The sequence below is a fragment of the Massilia sp. UYP32 genome (assembly GCF_050434365.1).
Lineage (GTDB): Bacteria > Pseudomonadota > Gammaproteobacteria > Burkholderiales > Burkholderiaceae_D > Telluria > Telluria timonae.
Genome location: NZ_JBNDIK010000038.1, coordinates 13,146 through 32,484, shown reverse-complemented (window position 1 = coordinate 32,484; position 19,339 = coordinate 13,146). Strand labels below are relative to the sequence as shown.

The following is a 19,339-nucleotide window of genomic DNA, read 5'->3' as shown; positions in this document are numbered from 1 at the left end:
CACTACCGATTGACGACTCAATGACCGCCCTGCCCGCACGCGACTACGCCGCCTTCCTGTTCGACATGGATGGCACCATCCTCACTTCGATCATCGCCGCCGAGCGCGTCTGGGCCGCCTGGGCGCGCAGCCACGGCCTGGACGTCGACGTCTTCCTGCCGACCATCCACGGCAAGCGCAGCATCGACACGGTGCGCGGCGTCGGCCTGCCCGATATCGACGTGGAAGCCGAGGCGCAGCGCATCACGCTGGCCGAGATTGAGGATGTCGAGGGCATCGAGGCGATCGCCGGCGTGGCGGCTTTCCTCGCCACCCTGCCGGCCGACCGCTGGGCCATCGTCACGTCGGCGCCGCGCGCGCTGGCCGAGGCGCGCATCGCCGCGGCCGGGCTGCCGACGCCGCCGGTGATGGTGGCCGCCGAAGACGTCCAGCGCGGCAAGCCGGCGCCGGATCCCTTCCTGCTGGGCGCCGAGAAGCTGGGCATGCGCCCGCAGGACTGCCTGGTGTTCGAGGATACGCTGGCAGGCCTGCAATCGGCTGAGGCGGCCGGGATGGACAGCATCGTCGTCACCGCCACCCATCACCAGCCGCTCGAGACGAAGGTCACCGGCGTGCCGGATTACGACGACCTGCGCGCCATCCGCACGCCGGAAGGCCTGCTGCGCCTGCAGCGCACGCGGTCCTGAATTGTGCTCCTGCATGATGCTGGACGTGTTTCCATAACAGGAACTACCGCATTGTGGAGATTGGATCATGCAGCGCTACGCGAACCGAAGCGGCCATTCCGGCGTCGTCGCCTATGAACTCGGGGCCGACTCGATCACGGTGAAATTCACGGGCGGCGACCGCTACCTGTACGACACCGACACTACCGGCGCCGACCATATCGCGCGGATGCGCGAACTGGCGCGCGAAGGCCAAGGCCTGTCGACCTACATCAGCCAGCATGTGCGCGACCGTTACGCGCGCAAGCTGGACTGAAGCCAGGCGCTAGGCGTCCCGTTTCGGATAAGGCGTCCCGTCCTTGTGCAGATAGGCGTTCGACGCCTGCTCAAAGCGCATGTCGATGTCCGCATAGGTCACCACGTCGGCCATGTTGCGCGACCCGATCACGAGAAACACGCCCGGTCCCCAGCTGCGGTTGACCAGTTGGTGGCCATTCGGACGCCCGGCCGGGAAAGCAGCGTGGTCGCCCGCGCGCATCACGGTCTCTCCCTCATCCGTGACGAGCACGAGTTCCCCCGAGATGACCGTGACGAATTCGTCCTCGTGCGAGTGCCAGTGGCGCTGCGACGATGCGGCGCCAGGCTGCAGCTCGACCAGGTTGACGCCGAATTGCGTCAGGCCGCCTGCATCGCCCAACGCCTGGCGCGTGCGGCCGTCCACCGCCTCATGAAATGGCGCCGGATAGCCGGTGCCGCTCAACACCGGAATACTGTTCAGATCGAGTCTCGACATCGCACGTCCTTTCGGCTGCCCTGAATGAGTGAGGCGCGCGGTCAGGCGCGCTTCAGTACCAGCGTCAGGATATCGTAGCTCGCCACCAGTTCGTCGCGCTGGTTCGTCACCTGCACGTCCCACGCCACCACGCCCTGTCCCCTGCCCTGCTCATCCGCGCGGTTGCGGTCGACCTTGCGCTTGCAGGTCAGGCGCGCGCGGATGGTGTCGCCGATCGCCACCGGCGCCACGAAGCGCAGGTTGTCCAGGCCGTAGTTGGCCAGCACCGGGCCCGGCGCCGGCGACACGAACAGGCCGGCCGCCGCCGACAGCACGAAGTAGCCGTGCGCGATGCGCTGGCCGAACTGCGTGTCTTTCGCCGCGATCTCGTCGAAGTGCATGTAGAAGTAGTCGCCCGAGACGCCGCCGAAATTGACGATGTCGGCTTCGCTCACCGTGCGGCGGTGCGTCAAGAGAGAATGACCCATCTCCAGGTCTTCGAAGTAGCGGCGGAACGGATGGATCTCGCTTTCCTTGACGGCGCCACCGCGCACGTACTCGCCAGTGACCGCTCCCAGCATGGTCGGCGAACCCTGCACCGCCGCGCGCTGCAGGAAGTGCTTGACGGCGCGGATGCCGCCCAGCTCCTCGCCGCCGCCGGCGCGGCCCGGACCGCCGTGCTTCAGTTGCGGCAGCGGCGAGCCGTGGCCGGTGCTGTCCACCGCGGCTTCACGGTCCAGGATCAGCACGCGGCCATGCGAGGCCGCGGCAACCGGCACCGCATGCGCCGCGATTGCCGGGTCCTTGGTGGCGAGCGTCGTCACCAGGCTGCCCTTGCCGCGCGCGGCCAGCTCCAGCGCTTCGTCGATGTCGCGGTAAGTCATCAGGGTGCTGACCGGGCCGAAGGCTTCCACGTCGTGCACGGCGTCGTTGTCCATGGCGTTGCGGCACAGCAGCAAGGTCGGCGCGAAGAAGGCGCCGCTGGCGACGTTGTCGCCGACCGGATTGAAGCCGTCGCGCGCGCTGAACAGGACCTCGTTGCCGCGCGCGAGCAGCTCGACCCGCTCGCTCACGTCGCGGTGCTGGTCTTTCGAGGCCAGGGCGCCCATGCGCACGCCCTCCACTTTTGGGTTGCCGACCGTGATCTTCGCCAGGCGTTCGCGCAGGCGTGCGCCGACCGCATCGACCAGCGCCTCCGGCACGATCACGCGCCGGATCGCGGTGCACTTCTGGCCGGCCTTGCCGGTCATTTCGCGCGCCACTTCCTTCACGAACAGGTCGAACTCCGGGTCGTCGGGCGTGACGTCCGGCGCCAGGATCGCGCAGTTGAGCGAGTCGGCTTCGGCCGTGAACGGCACCGATGCGCGGATCAGGTTCTGGTTCGAACGCAGCTTGGCGGCGGTGTCGGCCGAGCCGGTGAAGGTGACGGCATCGAAGCCCTGCAGGCGATCGAGCAGGTCGCCGGTGCTGCCGATCACGAGCTGCAGCGCGCCATCGGGCAGCAGATTCGACGCCATCATCATCCTGACCACGGCGTGGGTGAGGTAGCTGGTGGCGGTGGCCGGCTTGGCGATGCAGGGCATGGCCGCCAGGAAGCTCGGCGCGAATTTTTCGAGCAGGCCCCAGATCGGAAAGTTGAAGGCGTTGATGTGCACCGCCACGCCGCCGCGCGGCACCAGGATGTGGGTGCCGGCGAAGCCGCCGCGCTTGCCCAGCGCCATGGCCGGGCCTTCGTGCAGCACGTTCGACGACGGCAGCTCGCGCGAGCCCATGCTGGCATAGGCGAACAGGGTGCCGATGCCGCCTTCGACGTCCACCCAGCTGTCCTGGCGCGTGGCGCCGGTCAGGTGCGAGATTTCATACAGTTCTTCCTTGCGCTCCATGAGGTAGAGCGCCAGCGCCTTCAGGCATTGCGCGCGCTTCTGGAAGTCCAGGCGCATCAGGCTCTTGCTGCCGGTCTTGCGCGCGAAAGCGAGCGCCTCGTCGAAATCGATTTTCTCGGCGTGCGTGTGATAGATCAGCGCGTCGTCGAGGGCGCTGTGCAGCGCGGTGTGCGCTTCCTGGCCGTGCCAGCGGCCGGCGATCAGGCTTTGTAGTGTCGGGATGTCACCCATGTTCTGTCTCCTCGTTTATCTCTTCAGACTCTCGGCTTGTGCATGCCGTCGGCGTCGAATGCGATGCGCTGCCGGTCCGGTTCCACTTCGGTATCCGCCTCGACCTCACGCATGGTCTGCAGCGAGCGCACGGCCAATTCGTGATACTGGCGGGTGCCGAAGCTCTTCCATTGCACGTCCTCGACGGTGAGCTCACGCACGACTTTCGCGGGCATGCCCATCACCATCGAGCGTGGCGGGATCACCATCCCCGCCTTCACGAAGCTCATCGCGGCCACGATCGACTCTTCGCCGACGACCGCCTTGTCCATTACCACCGCGTTCATGCCGACCATGGCGTTGCGCTTGACGCGGCAGCCGTGCAGCACGGCGCCGTGGCCGATATGGCCGTCGACCTCGACCACGGTATCTTCGCCCGGAAAACCGTGCATCACGCAGGTATCCTGCAGGTTGGCGCCCTCTTCCAGGATCAGGCGGCCGAAGTCGCCGCGCAGCGAGGCCAGCGGCCCGATATAGCAGCGCGGGCCGACGATCACGTCGCCGATCAATACCGCCGACGGGTGGACATAGGCGCTCGGATGCACGACCGGACGCACGCCGTCGATTTCGTAAACCTTCACCATCCTTATGTTCTCTCCACGATCAACGCGATGCCCTGGCCGACGCCGATGCACATCGTGCACAGGGCGTAGCGGCCACCCGTGCGGTGCAACTGGTTCACGGCCGTCATCACCAGGCGCGCGCCGGAGGCGCCCAGCGGATGGCCGATGGCGATCGCGCCGCCGTTCGGGTTGACGCGAATGTCGTCGTCCGCCAGGCCGAGGGCGCGCGTGACGGCCAGGCCCTGGGCGGCGAAGGCTTCGTTCAGCTCGATCACGTCCATCTGGTCGAGCGTGAGGCCGGTCTGGGCCAGCAGCTTTTTCACTGCCGGCGTCGGTCCATAACCCATGATGCGCGGCGCCAGGCCAGCGGTGGCCATGCCGACCACGCGCGCGCGCGGGGTCAAGCCGTGGCGGCCGGCGGCTTCGCTCGAGGCCAGCAGCAGTGCGCAGGCGCCGTCGTTCAGGCTCGAGGCATTGCCGGCGCTGACCGAGCCGTCCGGCGTCACCACGCCCTTCAATTTGGCCAGCGCTTCGATGCTGGTGTCGGGGCGCGGCTGCTCGTCGGTGTCGACCACGCGCGACTCGCCTTTCTTGAGGGCCACCGTCACCGGCACAATCTCGTCCCTGAAGAATCCCGCTTCGTTCGCGCGCGCCCAGCGCTGCTGGCTGCGCAGGGCGAAGGCATCCTGGTCGGCACGGGCGATGCCGAATTCGCGCGCCACGTTCTCGGCGGTCTCGGGCATCGAGTCGATGCCGTACTTCGCCTTCATCGCCGGGTTGACGAAGCGCCAGCCGAGGGTCGTGTCTTCGATCTTCGCCGCGCGCGAGAATGCGCTATCGGCCTTGCCCATCACGAACGGCGCCCGGGTCATGCTTTCGACACCGCCGGCGATCACGAGTTGCGCCTCGCCGGCCTTGATGGCGCGCGCGGCGGTGCCGACGGCGTCCATGCCCGAGCCGCACAGGCGGTTGATGGTGTTGGCCGGCACGTCTTGCGGCAGGCCGGCCAGCAGCGCGGCCATGCGGCCGACGTTGCGGTTGTCTTCGCCGGCCTGGTTGGCGCAGCCGTAGAACAGGTCGTCGACCGCCGTCCAGTCGACATCCTTGTTGCGGGCCATCAGCGCCGCGATCGGCAGCGCGCCAAGATCGTCGGCGCGGATGCTGGACAGGGCGCCGCCGTAGCGGCCGAAGGGGGTGCGGACGGCGTCAACGATGAAGGCGTCGATCATGAAAATCTCCAGTTATGGTTTTGGACGGCGGTCGACCACGCGCCTGGCCTTGCCGGTCAGGGTGCGCTCGATGCCTTGCGGCGGCAGCAGGGTCACGCGGGTGGTCACGCCGACATAGGTCTTGATGCAGTGCTGGAGGTCGCGGCACAGCGCGTCGACGCTGTCCGAAGGCAGGCTTGAATCACGCAGCTCGCCCAGCACCTCGAGCGTGTCGAGATGGCCGTCGCGCGCCACCACCAGCTGGTACTGCGGCGCCAGCGCCGGCATCTTGAGAATCAATTCTTCGATCTGGCTCGGGAACACGTTCACACCACGGATAATCAGCATATCGTCCGAGCGGCCAGTGATGCGGCCCATGCGGCGCATCGCACGCGCGGTCGGCGCCAGCAAGCGGGTCAGGTCGCGCGTGCGGTAGCGGATGATGGGCAGCGCTTCCTTGGTGAGCGAGGTGAATACCAGTTCTCCTTCTTCACCGTCCGGCAGCACTTCGCCGGTGTCGGGGTCGATGATCTCGGGATAAAAATGGTCTTCCCAGATCACGGGGCCGTCCTTGCTCTCGATGCATTCGCTGGCCACGCCCGGCCCCATCACTTCGGACAGGCCATAGATGTCAACCGCATCGATGCCGGCGCGCGCCTCGATCTCGCGCCGCATCGCGTCGGTCCACGGCTCGGCGCCGAAGATGCCGACCTTCAGCGAAGACTGCGCTGGATCGAGACCCTGGCGCGTGAACTCCTCGACGATATTGAGCATGTACGAGGGCGTGACCATGATGATCGATGGCTTGAAGTCGCAGATCAGCTGCACCTGCTTCTCGGTCTGGCCGCCCGACATCGGGATCACGGTGCAGCCCAGGCGCTCGGCGCCATAGTGCGCGCCCAGGCCGCCGGTGAACAGGCCATAGCCGTAGGAGATGTGCACCAGGTCGCCCTTGCGCCCTCCGGCGGCGCGGATCGAGCGCGCCACGACGCTGGCCCAGGTGTCGATGTCGTTCTGCGTGTAGCCGACCACGGTCGGCTTGCCGGTGGTGCCCGACGAAGCGTGCACGCGCACCACCTGCTCGCGCGGCACGGCGAACAGGCCGAACGGGTAGTTGTCGCGCAGCGTCTTCTTCTCGGTGAACGGGAATTTGGCCAGGTCGGCCAAGGTCTTCAGGTCGCTGGGATGCACGCCCGCCTCGTCGAACGCGGCGCGGTAGTGCGGCACGTTGTCGTAGGCGTGCCTGAGCGTCCACTGCAGGCGCTGCAGCTGGAGCGCCTGCAGCTCGTCGCGGCTGGCGCGTTCGATCGGCTCCAGCTCGCCATCAAGCGGAATGCGTTGGACCATCTCGATCTCCTTTATACGTGTTGATTCACGCGTCCAGCGGCACCAGGGTGCCGGCGACGCGGTGCGACTTGCCCCGGAACAGCGCGATCGTGCGCCCGTCCTGGTCCGTCACGGCGACGTCGTAGACGCCGGTCTTGCCCTGCAGCGCCTGCTCCACCGCCTCGGCCACCAGCACGTCGCCGGGACGGCCCGGCGCGAGGTAGTCGATGCTGCAGCCGGCGCCGACGGTATTGAAGTTGTGCGAGTTGCAGGCGAAGGCGAAGGCGCTGTCGGCCAGCATGAAGATGTAGCCGCCGTGGCAGGTGGCGTGGCCGTTGAGCATGTCGTCGCGCACCTTCATCGACATGCGCGCATAGCCGGGGCGGATCTCGAGCAGCTGCATGCCCAGGCCCTGGCTGACCGGATCGCGTTCGTACATCGTGCGGCCGGCCAGTTCGGCCAGCCCTTGTGCGCTACTGTGCATGGAAACGCGCTCCCTGCGGATCGGCAGCCAGCTTGCGGCGCAGCAGCGGCGACACGCGGTAGCGGTCTTCGCCATAGGTGGCGGCCAGGTTGGCCAGCACGGTGACGACCTGGCGCAAGCCGATCGTGTCGGCCCAGGCCAGCGGGCCGCGTGGGTAGTTCACGCCCTTCTGCATCGCAATGTCGACCGCGCGGGCGCTGCACACGCCCTGGTTGACCGCGTCGGCCGCCTCGTTGGCCAGCATCGCCACGGTGCGCATCACGGCCATGCCGGGCACGTCGTCCAGCCGCGTCACCGCGAAACCGGCGGCCTGGAACAGCCCGACCGCGGCCTGCCAGGCGGCGTCGCCGCACTGGTCGGCGCGCGCCAGCGCGATGCGGGTGGCGCCCGCCGGGTCGAGCAGCAAGTCGAACAGGATCGTGTCGCGGTGGCCGTCGGCCTCGGCGCGCTCGGTGGCGCTGCGGCCGTCGGTCAGGTAGATCGCGGCGCCTTCGCAATACAGGCCCGGCGCCGCTTCGATGGCGACCGGTTCCAGGCCGGCGCCGCGCAGGCGACCGGCGACCGCGTCGACCGCACCTCGCGCACCGGCGTAGCGCACTGCCGACGGCTTGCTGCCCGCCGCCTCGGTCTGCGGCGCCGGCTTCGGGACATCGTCGCCATAGCGGTAGAAGCCGCGCCCCGTCTTGCGGCCCAGGAAGCCGGCGCTGACGAGTTCCTGCTGCAGGATCGAGGGCGTGAAGCGCGGGTCGTTGTAATAGGCGGCGAACACCGAGTTGGTGACCGAGAAGTTGACGTCGTGGCCGATCAGGTCCATCAGCTCGAAGGGCCCCATGCGGAATCCGCCGCAGTCGCGCATCACGGCGTCCAGCGTCGCCACGTCGGCGGCTTGCTCGAGCAGCAGGCGCAGGGCTTCGGCGTAATACGGCCGGGCGACACGGTTGACGATGAAGCCGGGCGTCGACTTGGCGTGCACCGGGCTCTTGCCCCAGCTTTCCGCAACGGCGTGGACGACGTTCGCGACGTCGCGACTTGTCGCCAGGCCGCTGATGACTTCGACCAGCGCCATCAGCGGCACCGGATTAAAGAAATGCATGCCGACCAGGCGTTCGGGGTGCTGCAGTTGCGCGCCGATCGCCGTGACCGAGATCGACGAGGTATTGGTGGCCAGGATGCAGTGCCGGCCGACGACGCCTTCCAGCTCGGCGAACAGGGCGCGCTTGGCGTCCAGGTTCTCGACGATGGCCTCGATCACGAGGACGGCGCCGGCGGCTTCCTGCAGTGACGCGATGCGCTTGAGGCGCTCGCGCGCCAGGTCGGATTCGACCGCGCCCATGCGGCCCTTCTCGACCAGCTTCGCATAGGTCTTGCCGATCTCGAGGATGGCCTTGTCGGCGGCGTCAGGCCGGGTATCGAACAGCAGGACCTGGTGGCCGGCGGTGGCCGCGACTTGCGCGATGCCGGCGCCCATGGCGCCGCTGCCGATCACCGCGACCGTGCTGCCTGGAGAGATGGCGTGCATGCTCACTCTCCCTTGAAATGCGGCGTGCGCTTGGCCATGAAGGCGGCGACGCCTTCGCGGTAATCGTGGCTGTAGCCGAGTTCGCGCATCATGCCGGCCTCGAGCTGCAACTGGTCTTCGAGCGAGTTGGCTTGGCTGGCCTGGAAGGCTTTCTTGGTGAAGGCCAGCCCTTTTGTTGGCGCGGCGGCGAAGTGCTCGGCCATCGCCATCGCTTCAATCATCAGGGCTTCGTCGGGCACGCAGCGCCAGATCAGGCCCCACTCCTCGGCCTTCTCGGCGCTGAGCTTTTCGCCCAGCATGGCCAGGCCCATGGCGCGGGCATGGCCGATCAGGCGCGGCAGGTGCCAGGTGCCGCCGGTGTCCGGGATCAGGCCCAGTTTGCTGAAGGCCTCGATGAAGCTGGCCGATCTGGCGGCCAGCACGATGTCGCAGGCCAGCGCCAGGTTGGCGCCGGCGCCGGCGGCCACGCCGTTGACGGCGCAGATGACCGGCATCGGCAGGTTCTTCAGCGTGAGCACCAGCGGGGCATAGAATTTTTCGACCGATTCGCCCAGGTCGACGCTGGGCGCGCCCGGGTCGACGGCGCGGTCGGACAGGTCCTGGCCGGCGCAAAAGCCGCGGCCGGCGCCGGTCAGGACCAGCACGCGGACCGACCTGTCGGCCTGCACGCGTTGCAGCGCATCGCGCACTTCGAGGTGCATGGCCTGGGTGAAGCTGTTCAGGCGGTCGGGGCGGCTCAGCGTCAGGAGCGCGATGCCGTTCTCGATCTTGAACATGATCGATTCATAGCTCATGGTTGTCTCCGTTATCAGGTTCTTATTCGTGGATATCGAAATCGACCACCACCTTGTCGGTGACCGGGAAGCTCTGGCAGCTCAACACGAAGCCGCGCGCCACTTCGTAGTCTTCGAGCGCGTAGTTCACGTCCATTTCGACTTCGCCATCGAGCACCTTGCAGCGGCAGGTCGAGCACACGCCGCCCTTGCACGAGTAGCGCATGTCCAGGCCGGCGCGCAGGCCGGCATCCAGCAGCGATTCCTTGTCCTTGTCCATTGTGAAGCTGGCGGCGCTGCCGTCCATGATCACGGTCACTTCGGTGAGGTGTCGTGCCTCCGCTTGCGCGGCGCGCGGCGTGCGCTCGCGCGCCGGCGCGCTGGCGGCGAACAGTTCGATCCGGATCTGTTCCTTCGGCAGACCCGCTCCCTGCAGCGCGCGCGAAACGCCATGCATCATGTCTTCCGGGCCGCAGATGAAGGCGACGTCGATGTCCTTGATGTCGATCCAGTGACGCAGGAACTGGCTGCACTTGTCTTCGGTGATGCGGCCGTTGAACAGCTCGATGTCCTGCTGCTCGCGGCTCATCACGTACACCAGGCGCAGGCGGCCCATGTACTGGTCCTTCAGGTCGGTCAACTCATCCCGGAAGATCACGCTCGATGAGGCGCGGTTGCCGTAGACGATGGTGAAACGGCTCTGGGGTTCGGCCTGCAGCGTGGTCTTCACGATCGACAGGATCGGCGTGATGCCGCTGCCGGCGGCGAAGGCCAGGTAATGGCGGCTGCTCGTCGCATCGAGCGGCACGTTGAAGTTGCCGCTGGGCGGCATCACGTCCAGCGTGGCGCCGGGCTGCAGGCTGTCGTTGGCCCAGCCCGAGAATACCCCGCCGCTGCAGCGCTTGATCGCCACCCGCAACTGCGCGTCCTGCACGGCCGAGCAGATCGAATACGAGCGGCGCACGTCTTCGCCGTCGATGGTGGTGCGCAGCGTCAGGTACTGGCCCTGGCGGTAGGCGAAGGTGTCCTTCAGCTCGGGCGGGACGTCGAAGGTGACGGCGATGGCGTCGCGCGTCTCGTGCTTCACCTTCGAGACGGTCAGTGGATAGAACTTGCTCATGCTGGCCTCATTGGACAACTCAGTGGCATTTGAAGTAGTCGAAAGGCTCGCGGCAGTCGAGGCACTTGTACAGCGCCTTGCATGGGGTCGAGCCGAACTCGCTGGTCAGTTGGGTGTGCGGCGAGCTACAGTGCGGGCAGGCGACGTCGGGCGCGGCGCGGCGGCGGATGCCGGCGTGCAGGCCGCTGATGTCGATCGCCTGCTGCACCGGCGGCGCGATGCCGTAGCCTTTCAATGCCGCCTTGCCGGCCGCGCTCATCCAGTCGGTGGTCCAAGCGGGCGACAGGCGGCTCTCGATGCGGACATCCTCGATGCCATGCGCGTTCAAGGCTGCGCTGACCGAATCGGCGATCACCTGCATCGCCGGGCAGCCGGAGTAGGTCGGCGTGATCGTGACCACGCATGCCTCGCCTTCCAGGCGCACGGCGCGCACGATGCCGAGGTCGACCACCGAGATGACCGGGATCTCCGGATCGGCGACCTCGCCGAGCCATTCCCACACCTGTTCGACCGAGACGTCGAGCGCGGTCATTACCAGGCCGCTCCGGGATAGGCGCGCTGCAGGAACTGCATCTCGGCCAGGATGAAGCCGAGGCGTTCGCTGTGGCGGCCCTGCTTGCCGCCGCGCTGCATCCAGGCGTCCGGCGACGGCATGGCCAGGGTGGCGTCGGTGAAGACCTCGGCCATGTGGTCGAGGGACTGCTTGCGCAACAGCTCCACCCCCGGCGCCACGCCCTGCTCCACCATCGCGTTGTCGATCTCGTCGTAGAGGAACATCTCGCCGCTGTACATCCACAGCTCGTCGAGCGCGGTCTGCATCATGGCGCGGCTCTGGTCGGTGCCGTCGCCCAGGCGCACCACCAGGTCGCCGCTGCGGCGCAGGTGGTAAGTGACTTCCTTGATCGACTTGGCGGCGATCTCGCGGATGCGCTCGTCGCTCGAGCGGGTCAGGCCGTCCATCAGGAAGTAGTGCCAGGTGTCGAACAGGAACTGGCGCATCAAGGTGTCGGCGTAGCTGCCGTTGGGCTGCTCGACCAGCAGGCAGTTGCGGTACTCGATGGCGTCGCGGAGAAAAGCCAGCCGGTCTTCGTCGCGGCCCCTGCCTTCGAGTTCGCCGGCATACGTCAGCCACATGCGGGTTTGGCCCAGCAGGTCGAGGGCGACGTTGGACAGGGCCATGTCTTCTTCGAGCGCGGGGCCCTTGCCGACCAGCTGGCACAGTTGCTGGGACAGGATCAGGGCGTTGTCGCCCTGGCGCAGCAGGTATTCGAACTTCGCATCCATGACTGCGCTCACAGGTTCTTGACTTCTTCCGGCATCGGGAAGAAGGTCGGGTGGCGGTAGACCTTGCTGTTGGCCGGCTCGAACAGCGACTCCTTATCAAGCGGGCTGCTGGCGACGATGTCGGCGGCGCGCACGACCCAGATCGAGACGCCTTCGTTGCGGCGGGTGTAGACGTCGCGGGCGTTGTTGATCGCCATCTCGGCGTCAGGGGCGTGCAGGCTGCCGACGTGCTTGTGGGCGAGGCCGTGCTGGCTGCGGATGAAGACTTCCCACAGGGGCCATTCTTTGCTCATTGTTGTCTCCATTGTTACGGTATGCCGGCGTGAGTTGGACTATTTTTATGCTGCGGCTTTTTTGGCGGCTTGCTTGTCGGCGTGGGCGACCAGGGCGTCGCGGAACCATTCGCCGTCGTCCCAGGCTTTCACGCGCGTGCGCAGGCGCTCGCGGTTGCAGGGGCCGTTGCCCTTCAGGACGTTATGGAACTCGGACCAGTCGATCTCGCCGAAATCGTAGGAGCCGCGTTCGGCGTTCCATCTGAGGTCGGGATCGGGAACCGTCAGGCCCAGGTATTCGGCCTGCGGCACGGTCTGGTCGACCATGCGCTGGCGCAGCTCGTCGTTCGAGAACAGCTTGATGCGCCAGGCCGTCGATTGCGCGCTGTTGACCGATTCGGCGTCCGACGGGCCGAACATCATCAGGGACGGCCACCACCAGCGGTTCAGCGCATCCTGGGCCATCGCCTTCTGTTCCGGCGTGCCCCTGGCCAGCGCCATCATGATGTCGTAGCCCTGGCGCGCGTGGAAGGATTCTTCCTTGCAGACGCGGACCATGGCGCGCGCATACGGCCCATACGAGCAGCGGCACAGCGGGATCTGGTTGATGATGGCCGAGCCGTCCACCAGCCAGCCGATCGCGCCCATGTCGGCCCAGCTCAGGGTCGGATAGTTGAAGATGCTCGAGTACTTGGCCTTGCCGGCGTGCAGGGCTTGCAGCAGCTCGTCGCGCGAGACGCCCAGCGTCTCGGCGGCGCTGTACAGGTACAGGCCGTGGCCGGCCTCGTCCTGGATCTTGGCCAACAGGACCGACTTGCGCTGCAGGGTCGGCGCACGCGTCACCCAATTGCCTTCCGGGAGCTGGCCGACGATCTCGGAATGCGCGTGCTGCGAAATCTGGCGGATCAGCGTCTTGCGGTACGCTTCCGGCATCCAGTCCTTTGGTTCGATCTTGATCCCGGCGTCGATGCGCGCCTGGAACGCCTGCTCTTCGGCGCTCATGTCCTGTTCTGTGCGGACTTTCTTGAGGCCGGTCTCCACCATCTGTGCGTACATAGCTTCCCCCGTGGTTCTCACCAATTGCAAACCCGTCCAAATCATAATACGATACAAAAAACTTGATGTACACAATAATTTTGAATCATATCGCAGCACCAAAAATTGACCGGAATCATGAAACGACTGTCCAGCACTGAATGGATCGCCCACGACCTGGCCCTCGATCCGCCGCGCCACAAGTCGCTCGTGGTGACCGTGTGCGGCGACACGATCGCGCCGCACGGCGGCGCCTTCTGGCTGGGCAGCATGATCGAGCTGGTGGGCCCGCTGGGCGTCGGCGACCGGCTGGTGCGCACCAGCGTGTTCCGCCTGGTGCAGGAAGGCTGGCTGACGGCCAGCCGCGAAGGCCGGCGCAGCCGCTATGCGATCGAGCCGAAGGCGCTGCCCCGCTTCGAGCGCGCCAACCGGCGCATCTATTCGGCGCCGGGCCTGGACTGGGACGGGCGCTGGACCTTCGTGCTGGCGCCGCATGGCAAGAGCGGCAGCATCGACAGCGAGCTGCGCACCCTGCTGCGCAAGGAACTCGAGTGGGAAGGCTTCGCGATGCTGGCCACCGGCGTGATGGCGCATCCCGCGCCCGAGCGCGACACGCTGCGCGAGATCCTGGCGCGCGCGGACGCCACCGACAAGGTCTTCGTGTGCCAGGTCGACGAGCTGCCCGGCATGGACGCGCGTCCGCTGCCCGAGCTGGTGGGCGACTGCTGGAACCTGAATGCGGTGGTGGGCGCCTATCGCGGCTTCATCGACCGCTTCGCGCCGCTGCCCGACATGCTGGGCAAGGACGACGTGACGCCCGAGCATGCGTTCGCGATCCGCACCCTGCTGATCCACGCCTACCGCCGCGTGCAGTTGCACGACCCGATGCTGCCGCTGGCCCTGCTGCCGCAGCCGTGGCCCGGGGCCGACGCCTATGCGCTGGCGCGCGAGATCTACCGCCTGTGCCACGCGCGCGCCGAGGAGCACGTGCTGGCGATGCTGCGCAAGGAAGACGCGGCGACGCCCGAGGCTGACGCCGCCTATTACGGCCGCTTCGGCGGATTGCGGGACTGAGACCCGGCGCACAAGAGCACGTCCAAAAGCGGGTATCATCGATGCTTTGACGCCTTTCCCAACACAGGACAACACCATGTCTATCAAGATCAGCAGCCAATTCGACGCTGGCGCCATCGAGGTCGTGAACGCCACCAGCGCCAACGCCATCGACCTGAACATCCGCAAGGACTCGCACGCCGACATCATCCAGTGGTTCTACTTCCGCCTGCAGGGCGCGCAGGGCGAAGCCTGCACCATCCGCCTGCTCAACGCCGGCAAGGCCGCCTATCCGGCCGGCTGGGAAGGCTACCAGGCGATGGCGAGCTACGACCGCGTGAACTGGTTCCGCGTGCCGACCACGTTCGATGGCCAGGTGCTCACCATCGAGCACACCCCGGGCATGGACAGCGTCTACTACGCTTATTTCGAGCCGTATTCGTGGGAGCGCCACCTTGAGTTGCTCGACCGCGCCCAGATGTCTGAAAACGTGCGCATGCTCGACCTGGGCTCGACCGTCGACGGCCGCGACCTGAACATGCTGGTGATCGGCGAGCCGGCCGAAGGTAAAAAGAAAGTGTGGGTGATCGCACGCCAGCACCCGGGCGAGACGATGGCCGAATGGTTCGTCGAGGGCATGCTCGACGCGCTGCTCGATCCGGCCCACCCGTTCGGGCGCCAGCTGCTGAAAGAGTCGGTGTTCTACGTGGTGCCGAACATGAACCCGGACGGCTCGGTGCGCGGCAACCTGCGCACCAACGCAGCCGGCGCGAACCTGAACCGCGAGTGGCTCAATCCGAGCATGGAGCGCAGCCCCGAGGTGTTCCTGGTGCTGCAGAAGATGCACGAGACCGGTGTCGACCTGTGCCTGGACGTGCACGGCGACGAAGGCCTGCCCTATGTGTTCGTGGCCGGCAGCGAATCGCTGCCGAACTTCACGCAGGAGCAAGGCGAAGCGCAGGACCGCTTCATCGCCGACTTCAAGATCGCCAGCCCGGACTTCCAGGACGTGCACGGCTACGGCGCCACGCCGTACACCGCAGAAACCCTGACCATGGGTTCGCCGCACATCACCCACGCCTTCGGCTGCCTGTCGCTGACGCTGGAACTGCCGTTCAAGGACAACGCCAACGATCCGGATCCGCAAGTCGGCTGGGATGGCGCCCGCAGTGCGCGCCTGGGCGCGGCGGTGCTGCAGCCGGTGCTGAACGCGATCCGCGCGATCAAGTAAGCACGCCCCACTGTCGCGACGACGCCCCGCATGGCGGGGCGTTTTTTATTGGCGCCAGGGTCAGAGCGCCGCGCCGAACGGGGCCAGGCGCATGGCAGATACCGACCGTCTGCAGGGCGATCAGGAGCGCGACCGGCCTGGCCCACAGTCCCCCGCCAGCTCAGGCGGATCTAGCCGGCCATCGGATCGGCCATCGACCCGTGCGGGATGCCCAGCGCCTTGGGCAGGCCGTGGGTGAACATGGCGATGCCGAAGACGCAGCGCAGCAGGGCAATCCCGCACGGCGGAGCGTTCAGAGTGCGACGCCCAGATGGGTGTTGACCCAGGCGTTCGCATCCGCGCTGCTGTCGAAGTGCAGGGTCGCGATCGCGGTTTTATCGGGTGCCAGGAAGGTGGCGTACACCTTGCGGCTGTCCGCGCCGCCCGAGCTGAGCAGGTCGGATTGCGGGGCCAGCTCGACGGTGGCCACCAGGTCGAGATTGAGCAGCACCGTCTTGGGGCTGCTTTCCTTGTCGATGCGGACGAATCGGCCCATGGCGCTCTCCTCTTCAGTTGCCGGCCACGACCATCTTCTCGATCAGGATCGAGCCGGTGGTCTTGTTGCCGCGTACGAGGGTGTCGTTACCGACGGCAACGATTTGCTGGAACATCTCACGCATATTGCCGGCGATGGTGATCTCTTCGACCGGATACTGGATGACGCCGTTCTCGACCCAGTAGCCCGACGCGCCGCGCGAATAGTCGCCGGTCACGTAGTTGACGCCCTGGCCCATCAGCTCGGTGACCAGGAGGCCCGTGCCGAGTTTGCGCAGCATGCCTTCGAAATCGTCGCTGCGGCGGGTGTCCCTGGAGACGATCTCGAGATTGTGCGAGCCGCCGGCATTGCCGGTGGTTTGCATGCCCAGCTTGCGCGCCGAGTAAGACGACAGGAAGTACCCCTGCAGCACGCCGTCGGCGATCACCTTGCGGCGCACGGTCTTGACGCCCTCTTCGTCGAACGGCGCCGAGCCGACCGCGCCGATCAGGTGCGGGTCTTCGACGATCTGGATGTGCGACGGGAACACCTGCTTGCCCAGGGTATCGAGCAGGAAGGTCGACTTGCGGTACAGCGCGCCGCCCGACACCGCTTGCACGAAGGCGCCCAGCAGGCCGGCGGCCAGCGGCGCCTCGAACAGCACCGGGCAGGTGCGGGTATTCAGTTTGCGCGCGTTCAGGCGCGCCAGCGCGCGCTCGGCGGCGTAGCGGCCCACTTTCTCGGGCTTGGCCAGTTCCTTGGGATTGCGCGACGAGGTGTACCAGTCGTCGCGCTGCATCTGATTGCCCTTGCCGGCGATCGGCGCCACCGAGATCGTGTGGCGCGAGAATGGATAGCCGCCGATGAAGCCGCGCGAGTTGGCGCCGACGAAATGCGATTGCTGGACGTAGACGCTGGCGCCTTCGCTGTTGGTGATGCGCTTGTCGACCTCGAAGGCGGCGTTTTCGCAGCGCTTGGCCAGCTCCACCGCTTCTTCGGTGCTGATCTGCCACGGGTAGAACAGGCGCAGGTCGCGCGGCGCGAGCTCGAGGAGATCGGCATCGGGCAGGCCGGCGCAATCGTCCTCGGCGGTGAAACGAGCGATGTTGGCCGCCGCCTCGACGGTCGCCTTGAGCGAAGAGGTCGAGAAATCGGAGGTGCTGGCATTGCCGCGGCGCTGGCCCACATAGACGGTGACGCCCAGGCCCTTGTCCTTGTTTTGCTCGATCGTCTCGATATTGCCTTTACGCACAGAAACCGACAAACCGCTCCCTTCGCTGATCTCGACCGAGGCGTCGGTCGCGCCCTGCTCGCGGGCGAACGCCAGCACGTCGCGCGCCAGCTGTTTGAGCTGATCCTGGGTGTGGGTAAAAGCGTTGTCGTTCATAGGTGTTTTTCGTGGCAGGCCCTAAAACAGTTATCATAGCAGCCGTTTACAGTTTTCACTGATCGGCCCCGCGCCAATCAAATCCATTCATATCATGCCTAATCCAAATCGCGGCTCGGTCGGCTTCCAGTCGAACGAGTTCGAACCCGAATACGACCGTCCTTCCAAGTCGGAACTCAAGCGCCAGTCGAACGAGCTGCAAAAGCTCGGCGAGCAACTGGTCGACGCGCCGCGCGACCGCGTCAAGCGCGTGCCGATGCCGGAAGACGTGCGCGATGTCATCCTCGAAACCCAGACCATCACCAACCACGAAGGCCGCCGCCGCGCCCTGCAGTTCGTGGGCAAGAAGATGCGCACCCTGGACGAGGAAGAAGTCGCCGCCATCCAGCGCGCCATCGACAGCTGGAAAGGCGCCTCGAAGTCCGAGACCGCCGCCCTGCACGCGCTCGAGCGCCGCCGCGAGAAGCTGCTGGCCGACGACAAGGCCCTGACCGTCCTGCTCGAAGAAAATCCCGAGCTCGACGTCCAGCACCTGCGCACCCTGATCCGCAACGCGCGCAAGGAAGTGGCCGAATCCAAGCCGCCGAAAGCCTACCGCGAGATCTTCCAGATCCTGAAGGACCTGAGCAAGAAGAAGAAAGCCGACGCCGACGCCGAAGAAGAAGGCAACGATGACGAATCCGACGACGAGTAATCAGGAGTTGGTGATCGGCCTGGTGTCGGTTTCCGACCGCGCCAGCGGCGGCGTCTACGAAGACAAGGGCATCCCGGCGCTGAACGAGTGGCTGGCGGGAGCGGTCACCACGCCATTTCGCGTCGAGACGCGACTGATCCCCGACGACCGCGCCAGTATCGAAGCGACCCTGGTCGACCTGGTGGACAGCGCACGCTGCCACCTGGTGCTGACCACCGGCGGCACCGGTCCGGCGCGGCGCGACGTCACACCCGAGGCCACGCTGGCGGTCGCCACCAAGGAGATGCCCGGCTTCGGCGAGCAGATGCGCCAGATCAGCCTGCGCTTCGTGCCGACCGCGATCCTGTCGCGCCAGACCGCGGTGATCCGCGAAACGGCGGACCACGCGGCCCTGATCATGAACCTGCCCGGCCAGCCGAAGTCGATCAAGGAAACCCTCGAAGGGCTGAAGGACGACGCCGGCAACGCGGTCGTCGGCGGCATCTTCGCGGCCGTCCCCTACTGCATCGACCTGATCGGCGGCCCGTACATGGAAACCAATCCGGCGGTGAGCAAGACTTTCCGCCCCAAATCGGCATTGCGTCCGCCTGTCGCCTAACTGAAGGAAGCCATGAGCCAGCTGCTTGAGCATATCGAGATCGAAACCGCACCGAACCCGTCCATTGCCATCGTCTGGCTGCACGGCCTGGGCGCCGACGGCAACGACTTCGTGCCGATCGTGCGCGAACTGGACTTGTCGGGCCTGCCCGGCATCCGCTTCGTGTTCCCGCATGCGAACACGATGCCGGTCACGATCAACGGCGGCTACGTGATGCGCTCGTGGTACGACATCGTCGCCACCGACCTGGTCCGGCGCGAAGACGAAGCCGGCCTGCGCGCCTCGCAGCTGCAGGTCGAGGCGCTGATCGCGCGCGAAAAGGCGCGCGGCATCCCGGCCTCGCGCATCATCCTGGCCGGCTTCTCGCAGGGCTGCGCGATGACCTTGCAGACCGGCCTGCGCCACCCGGAACCGCTGGCCGGCATGATGTGCCTGTCGGGCTACCTGCCGCTGGCGGGCGTGGCCGGCGCCGAGCGCATTGACGCCAGCCTGGCCACGCCGATCTTCATGGCGCATGGCGTGCAGGATCCGGTGGTGCCGTTCGCGCGCGCGGAAGATTCGCGCAAGGTGCTCGAGTCGCTCGGCTACCAGGTCGAGTGGCATGCCTACCAGATGCAGCACACGCTGTGCCTGGAAGAGGTGCAGGACATCGCCAAGTGGATTCGCAAGGTCGTCGCCTGACACCCGG

General features: G+C 66.6%; 22 protein-coding genes. 7 read left to right on the top strand and 15 right to left on the bottom strand.

The features are described from left to right. The first annotated feature begins 20 nt into the window (after window positions 1–20). Entirely contained in the window at window positions 21–686 is a 666-nt protein-coding gene (locus tag ABIB42_RS24270; protein ID WP_005665182.1) for an HAD-IA family hydrolase, read from the top strand. Window positions 687–753: 67 nt separating this feature from the next. Further along, entirely contained in the window at window positions 754–981 is a 228-nt protein-coding gene (locus tag ABIB42_RS24265; RefSeq protein ID WP_005665180.1) for a hypothetical protein, read from the top strand. A gap of 9 nt (window positions 982–990) precedes the next feature. Here the strand turns inward: ABIB42_RS24265 and ABIB42_RS24260 are convergent, their stop codons facing one another. From ABIB42_RS24260 to paaA, 13 genes are read right to left on the bottom strand one after another with little or no spacing between them, the layout of a single operon-like run. Next, window positions 991–1,458: a cupin domain-containing protein gene (locus tag ABIB42_RS24260; RefSeq protein WP_005665178.1), complete on the bottom strand. Its 468-nt coding sequence runs from the start codon at window positions 1,456–1,458 to the stop codon at window positions 991–993. A 41-nt stretch (window positions 1,459–1,499) separates the two neighbouring features. After that, a complete protein-coding gene (gene paaZ / locus ABIB42_RS24255) occupies window positions 1,500–3,551 on the bottom strand; it encodes a phenylacetic acid degradation bifunctional protein PaaZ (RefSeq protein ID WP_005665177.1) in 2,052 nt (683 codons plus the stop codon). A gap of 23 nt (window positions 3,552–3,574) precedes the next feature. After that, a complete protein-coding gene (gene paaY, locus ABIB42_RS24250) occupies window positions 3,575–4,174 on the bottom strand; it encodes a phenylacetic acid degradation protein PaaY (RefSeq protein ID WP_005665175.1) in 600 nt (199 codons plus the stop codon). A 2-nt stretch (window positions 4,175–4,176) separates the two neighbouring features. After that, on the bottom strand, window positions 4,177–5,382 hold the full coding sequence (gene pcaF, locus ABIB42_RS24245) for a 3-oxoadipyl-CoA thiolase (RefSeq protein WP_429249127.1): 1,206 nt from the start codon (window positions 5,380–5,382) through the stop codon (window positions 4,177–4,179). A 12-nt stretch (window positions 5,383–5,394) separates the two neighbouring features. Continuing rightward, on the bottom strand, window positions 5,395–6,708 hold the full coding sequence (paaK, locus tag ABIB42_RS24240; protein ID WP_429249126.1) for a phenylacetate--CoA ligase PaaK: 1,314 nt from the start codon (window positions 6,706–6,708) through the stop codon (window positions 5,395–5,397). 25 nt (window positions 6,709–6,733) lie between these two features. Then, on the bottom strand, window positions 6,734–7,171 hold the full coding sequence (paaI, locus tag ABIB42_RS24235) for a hydroxyphenylacetyl-CoA thioesterase PaaI (RefSeq protein ID WP_273161954.1): 438 nt from the start codon (window positions 7,169–7,171) through the stop codon (window positions 6,734–6,736). Beyond that, window positions 7,161–8,690, bottom strand: coding sequence for a 3-hydroxyacyl-CoA dehydrogenase PaaH (gene paaH / locus ABIB42_RS24230; protein ID WP_273161955.1), 1,530 nt, complete (start codon window positions 8,688–8,690; stop codon window positions 7,161–7,163). The genes paaI and paaH overlap by 11 nt, the downstream gene beginning before the upstream one ends. A gap of 2 nt (window positions 8,691–8,692) precedes the next feature. Then, window positions 8,693–9,484 (bottom strand): 2-(1,2-epoxy-1,2-dihydrophenyl)acetyl-CoA isomerase PaaG, encoded by a 792-nt coding sequence (gene paaG, locus ABIB42_RS24225; protein ID WP_429249125.1) that lies wholly within the window; start codon window positions 9,482–9,484, stop codon window positions 8,693–8,695. Between the two features lie 22 nt (window positions 9,485–9,506). After that, window positions 9,507–10,583 (bottom strand): 1,2-phenylacetyl-CoA epoxidase subunit PaaE, encoded by a 1,077-nt coding sequence (gene paaE / locus ABIB42_RS24220; RefSeq protein ID WP_005665164.1) that lies wholly within the window; start codon window positions 10,581–10,583, stop codon window positions 9,507–9,509. Between the two features lie 19 nt (window positions 10,584–10,602). Then, window positions 10,603–11,115 (bottom strand): 1,2-phenylacetyl-CoA epoxidase subunit PaaD, encoded by a 513-nt coding sequence (paaD, locus tag ABIB42_RS24215; protein ID WP_005665162.1) that lies wholly within the window; start codon window positions 11,113–11,115, stop codon window positions 10,603–10,605. Next, complete coding sequence (gene paaC, locus ABIB42_RS24210) at window positions 11,115–11,867, bottom strand: 1,2-phenylacetyl-CoA epoxidase subunit PaaC (RefSeq protein WP_429249124.1); 753 nt, start codon at window positions 11,865–11,867, stop codon at window positions 11,115–11,117. Before paaC ends, paaD begins: the two co-directional genes overlap by 1 nt. Window positions 11,868–11,875: 8 nt before the next feature. Then, the gene (paaB, locus tag ABIB42_RS24205) at window positions 11,876–12,160 is read right to left on the bottom strand and encodes a 1,2-phenylacetyl-CoA epoxidase subunit PaaB (RefSeq protein ID WP_123070693.1); all 285 of its coding nucleotides are present in this window, start codon (window positions 12,158–12,160) and stop codon (window positions 11,876–11,878) included. Between the two features lie 45 nt (window positions 12,161–12,205). Continuing rightward, window positions 12,206–13,195, bottom strand: a complete 990-nt coding sequence (paaA, locus tag ABIB42_RS24200; protein WP_429249123.1) for a 1,2-phenylacetyl-CoA epoxidase subunit PaaA — start codon at window positions 13,193–13,195, stop codon at window positions 12,206–12,208. Window positions 13,196–13,312: 117 nt separating this feature from the next. On the opposite strand from paaA, the gene paaX reads away from it, so the two are divergent. Both paaX and ABIB42_RS24190 read left to right on the top strand, forming a co-directional pair. After that, complete coding sequence (gene paaX, locus ABIB42_RS24195) at window positions 13,313–14,248, top strand: phenylacetic acid degradation operon negative regulatory protein PaaX (RefSeq protein WP_005665151.1); 936 nt, start codon at window positions 13,313–13,315, stop codon at window positions 14,246–14,248. A 76-nt stretch (window positions 14,249–14,324) separates the two neighbouring features. Further along, window positions 14,325–15,458: a M14 family metallopeptidase gene (locus ABIB42_RS24190; RefSeq protein ID WP_005665149.1), complete on the top strand. Its 1,134-nt coding sequence runs from the start codon at window positions 14,325–14,327 to the stop codon at window positions 15,456–15,458. Window positions 15,459–15,750: 292 nt separating this feature from the next. Here ABIB42_RS24190 and ABIB42_RS24185 read toward each other — a convergent pair whose 3' ends face one another. Both ABIB42_RS24185 and pmbA read right to left on the bottom strand, forming a co-directional pair. Continuing rightward, the gene (locus tag ABIB42_RS24185) at window positions 15,751–15,993 is read right to left on the bottom strand and encodes a hypothetical protein (protein ID WP_005665147.1); all 243 of its coding nucleotides are present in this window, start codon (window positions 15,991–15,993) and stop codon (window positions 15,751–15,753) included. A gap of 13 nt (window positions 15,994–16,006) precedes the next feature. Beyond that, a complete protein-coding gene (gene pmbA, locus ABIB42_RS24180; protein WP_005665146.1) occupies window positions 16,007–17,359 on the bottom strand; it encodes a metalloprotease PmbA in 1,353 nt (450 codons plus the stop codon). A gap of 94 nt (window positions 17,360–17,453) precedes the next feature. Here pmbA and yjgA point away from each other — a divergent pair, with 94 nt between their 5' ends. Genes yjgA through ABIB42_RS24165 form a run of 3 tightly spaced genes read left to right on the top strand, consistent with a single transcriptional unit; the run spans window position 17,454 to window position 19,332 of the window. After that, window positions 17,454–18,053 carry a ribosome biogenesis factor YjgA gene (yjgA, locus tag ABIB42_RS24175; protein ID WP_005665145.1) on the top strand — a complete coding sequence of 200 codons (600 nt, stop codon included), beginning with the start codon at window positions 17,454–17,456 and terminating at the stop codon, window positions 18,051–18,053. Beyond that, window positions 18,031–18,651: a molybdopterin adenylyltransferase gene (mog, locus tag ABIB42_RS24170; protein WP_429249122.1), complete on the top strand. Its 621-nt coding sequence runs from the start codon at window positions 18,031–18,033 to the stop codon at window positions 18,649–18,651. Before yjgA ends, mog begins: the two co-directional genes overlap by 23 nt. 12 nt (window positions 18,652–18,663) lie before the next feature. After that, a complete protein-coding gene (locus ABIB42_RS24165; protein ID WP_219861422.1) occupies window positions 18,664–19,332 on the top strand; it encodes an alpha/beta hydrolase in 669 nt (222 codons plus the stop codon). Window positions 19,333–19,339 lie beyond the last annotated feature (7 nt).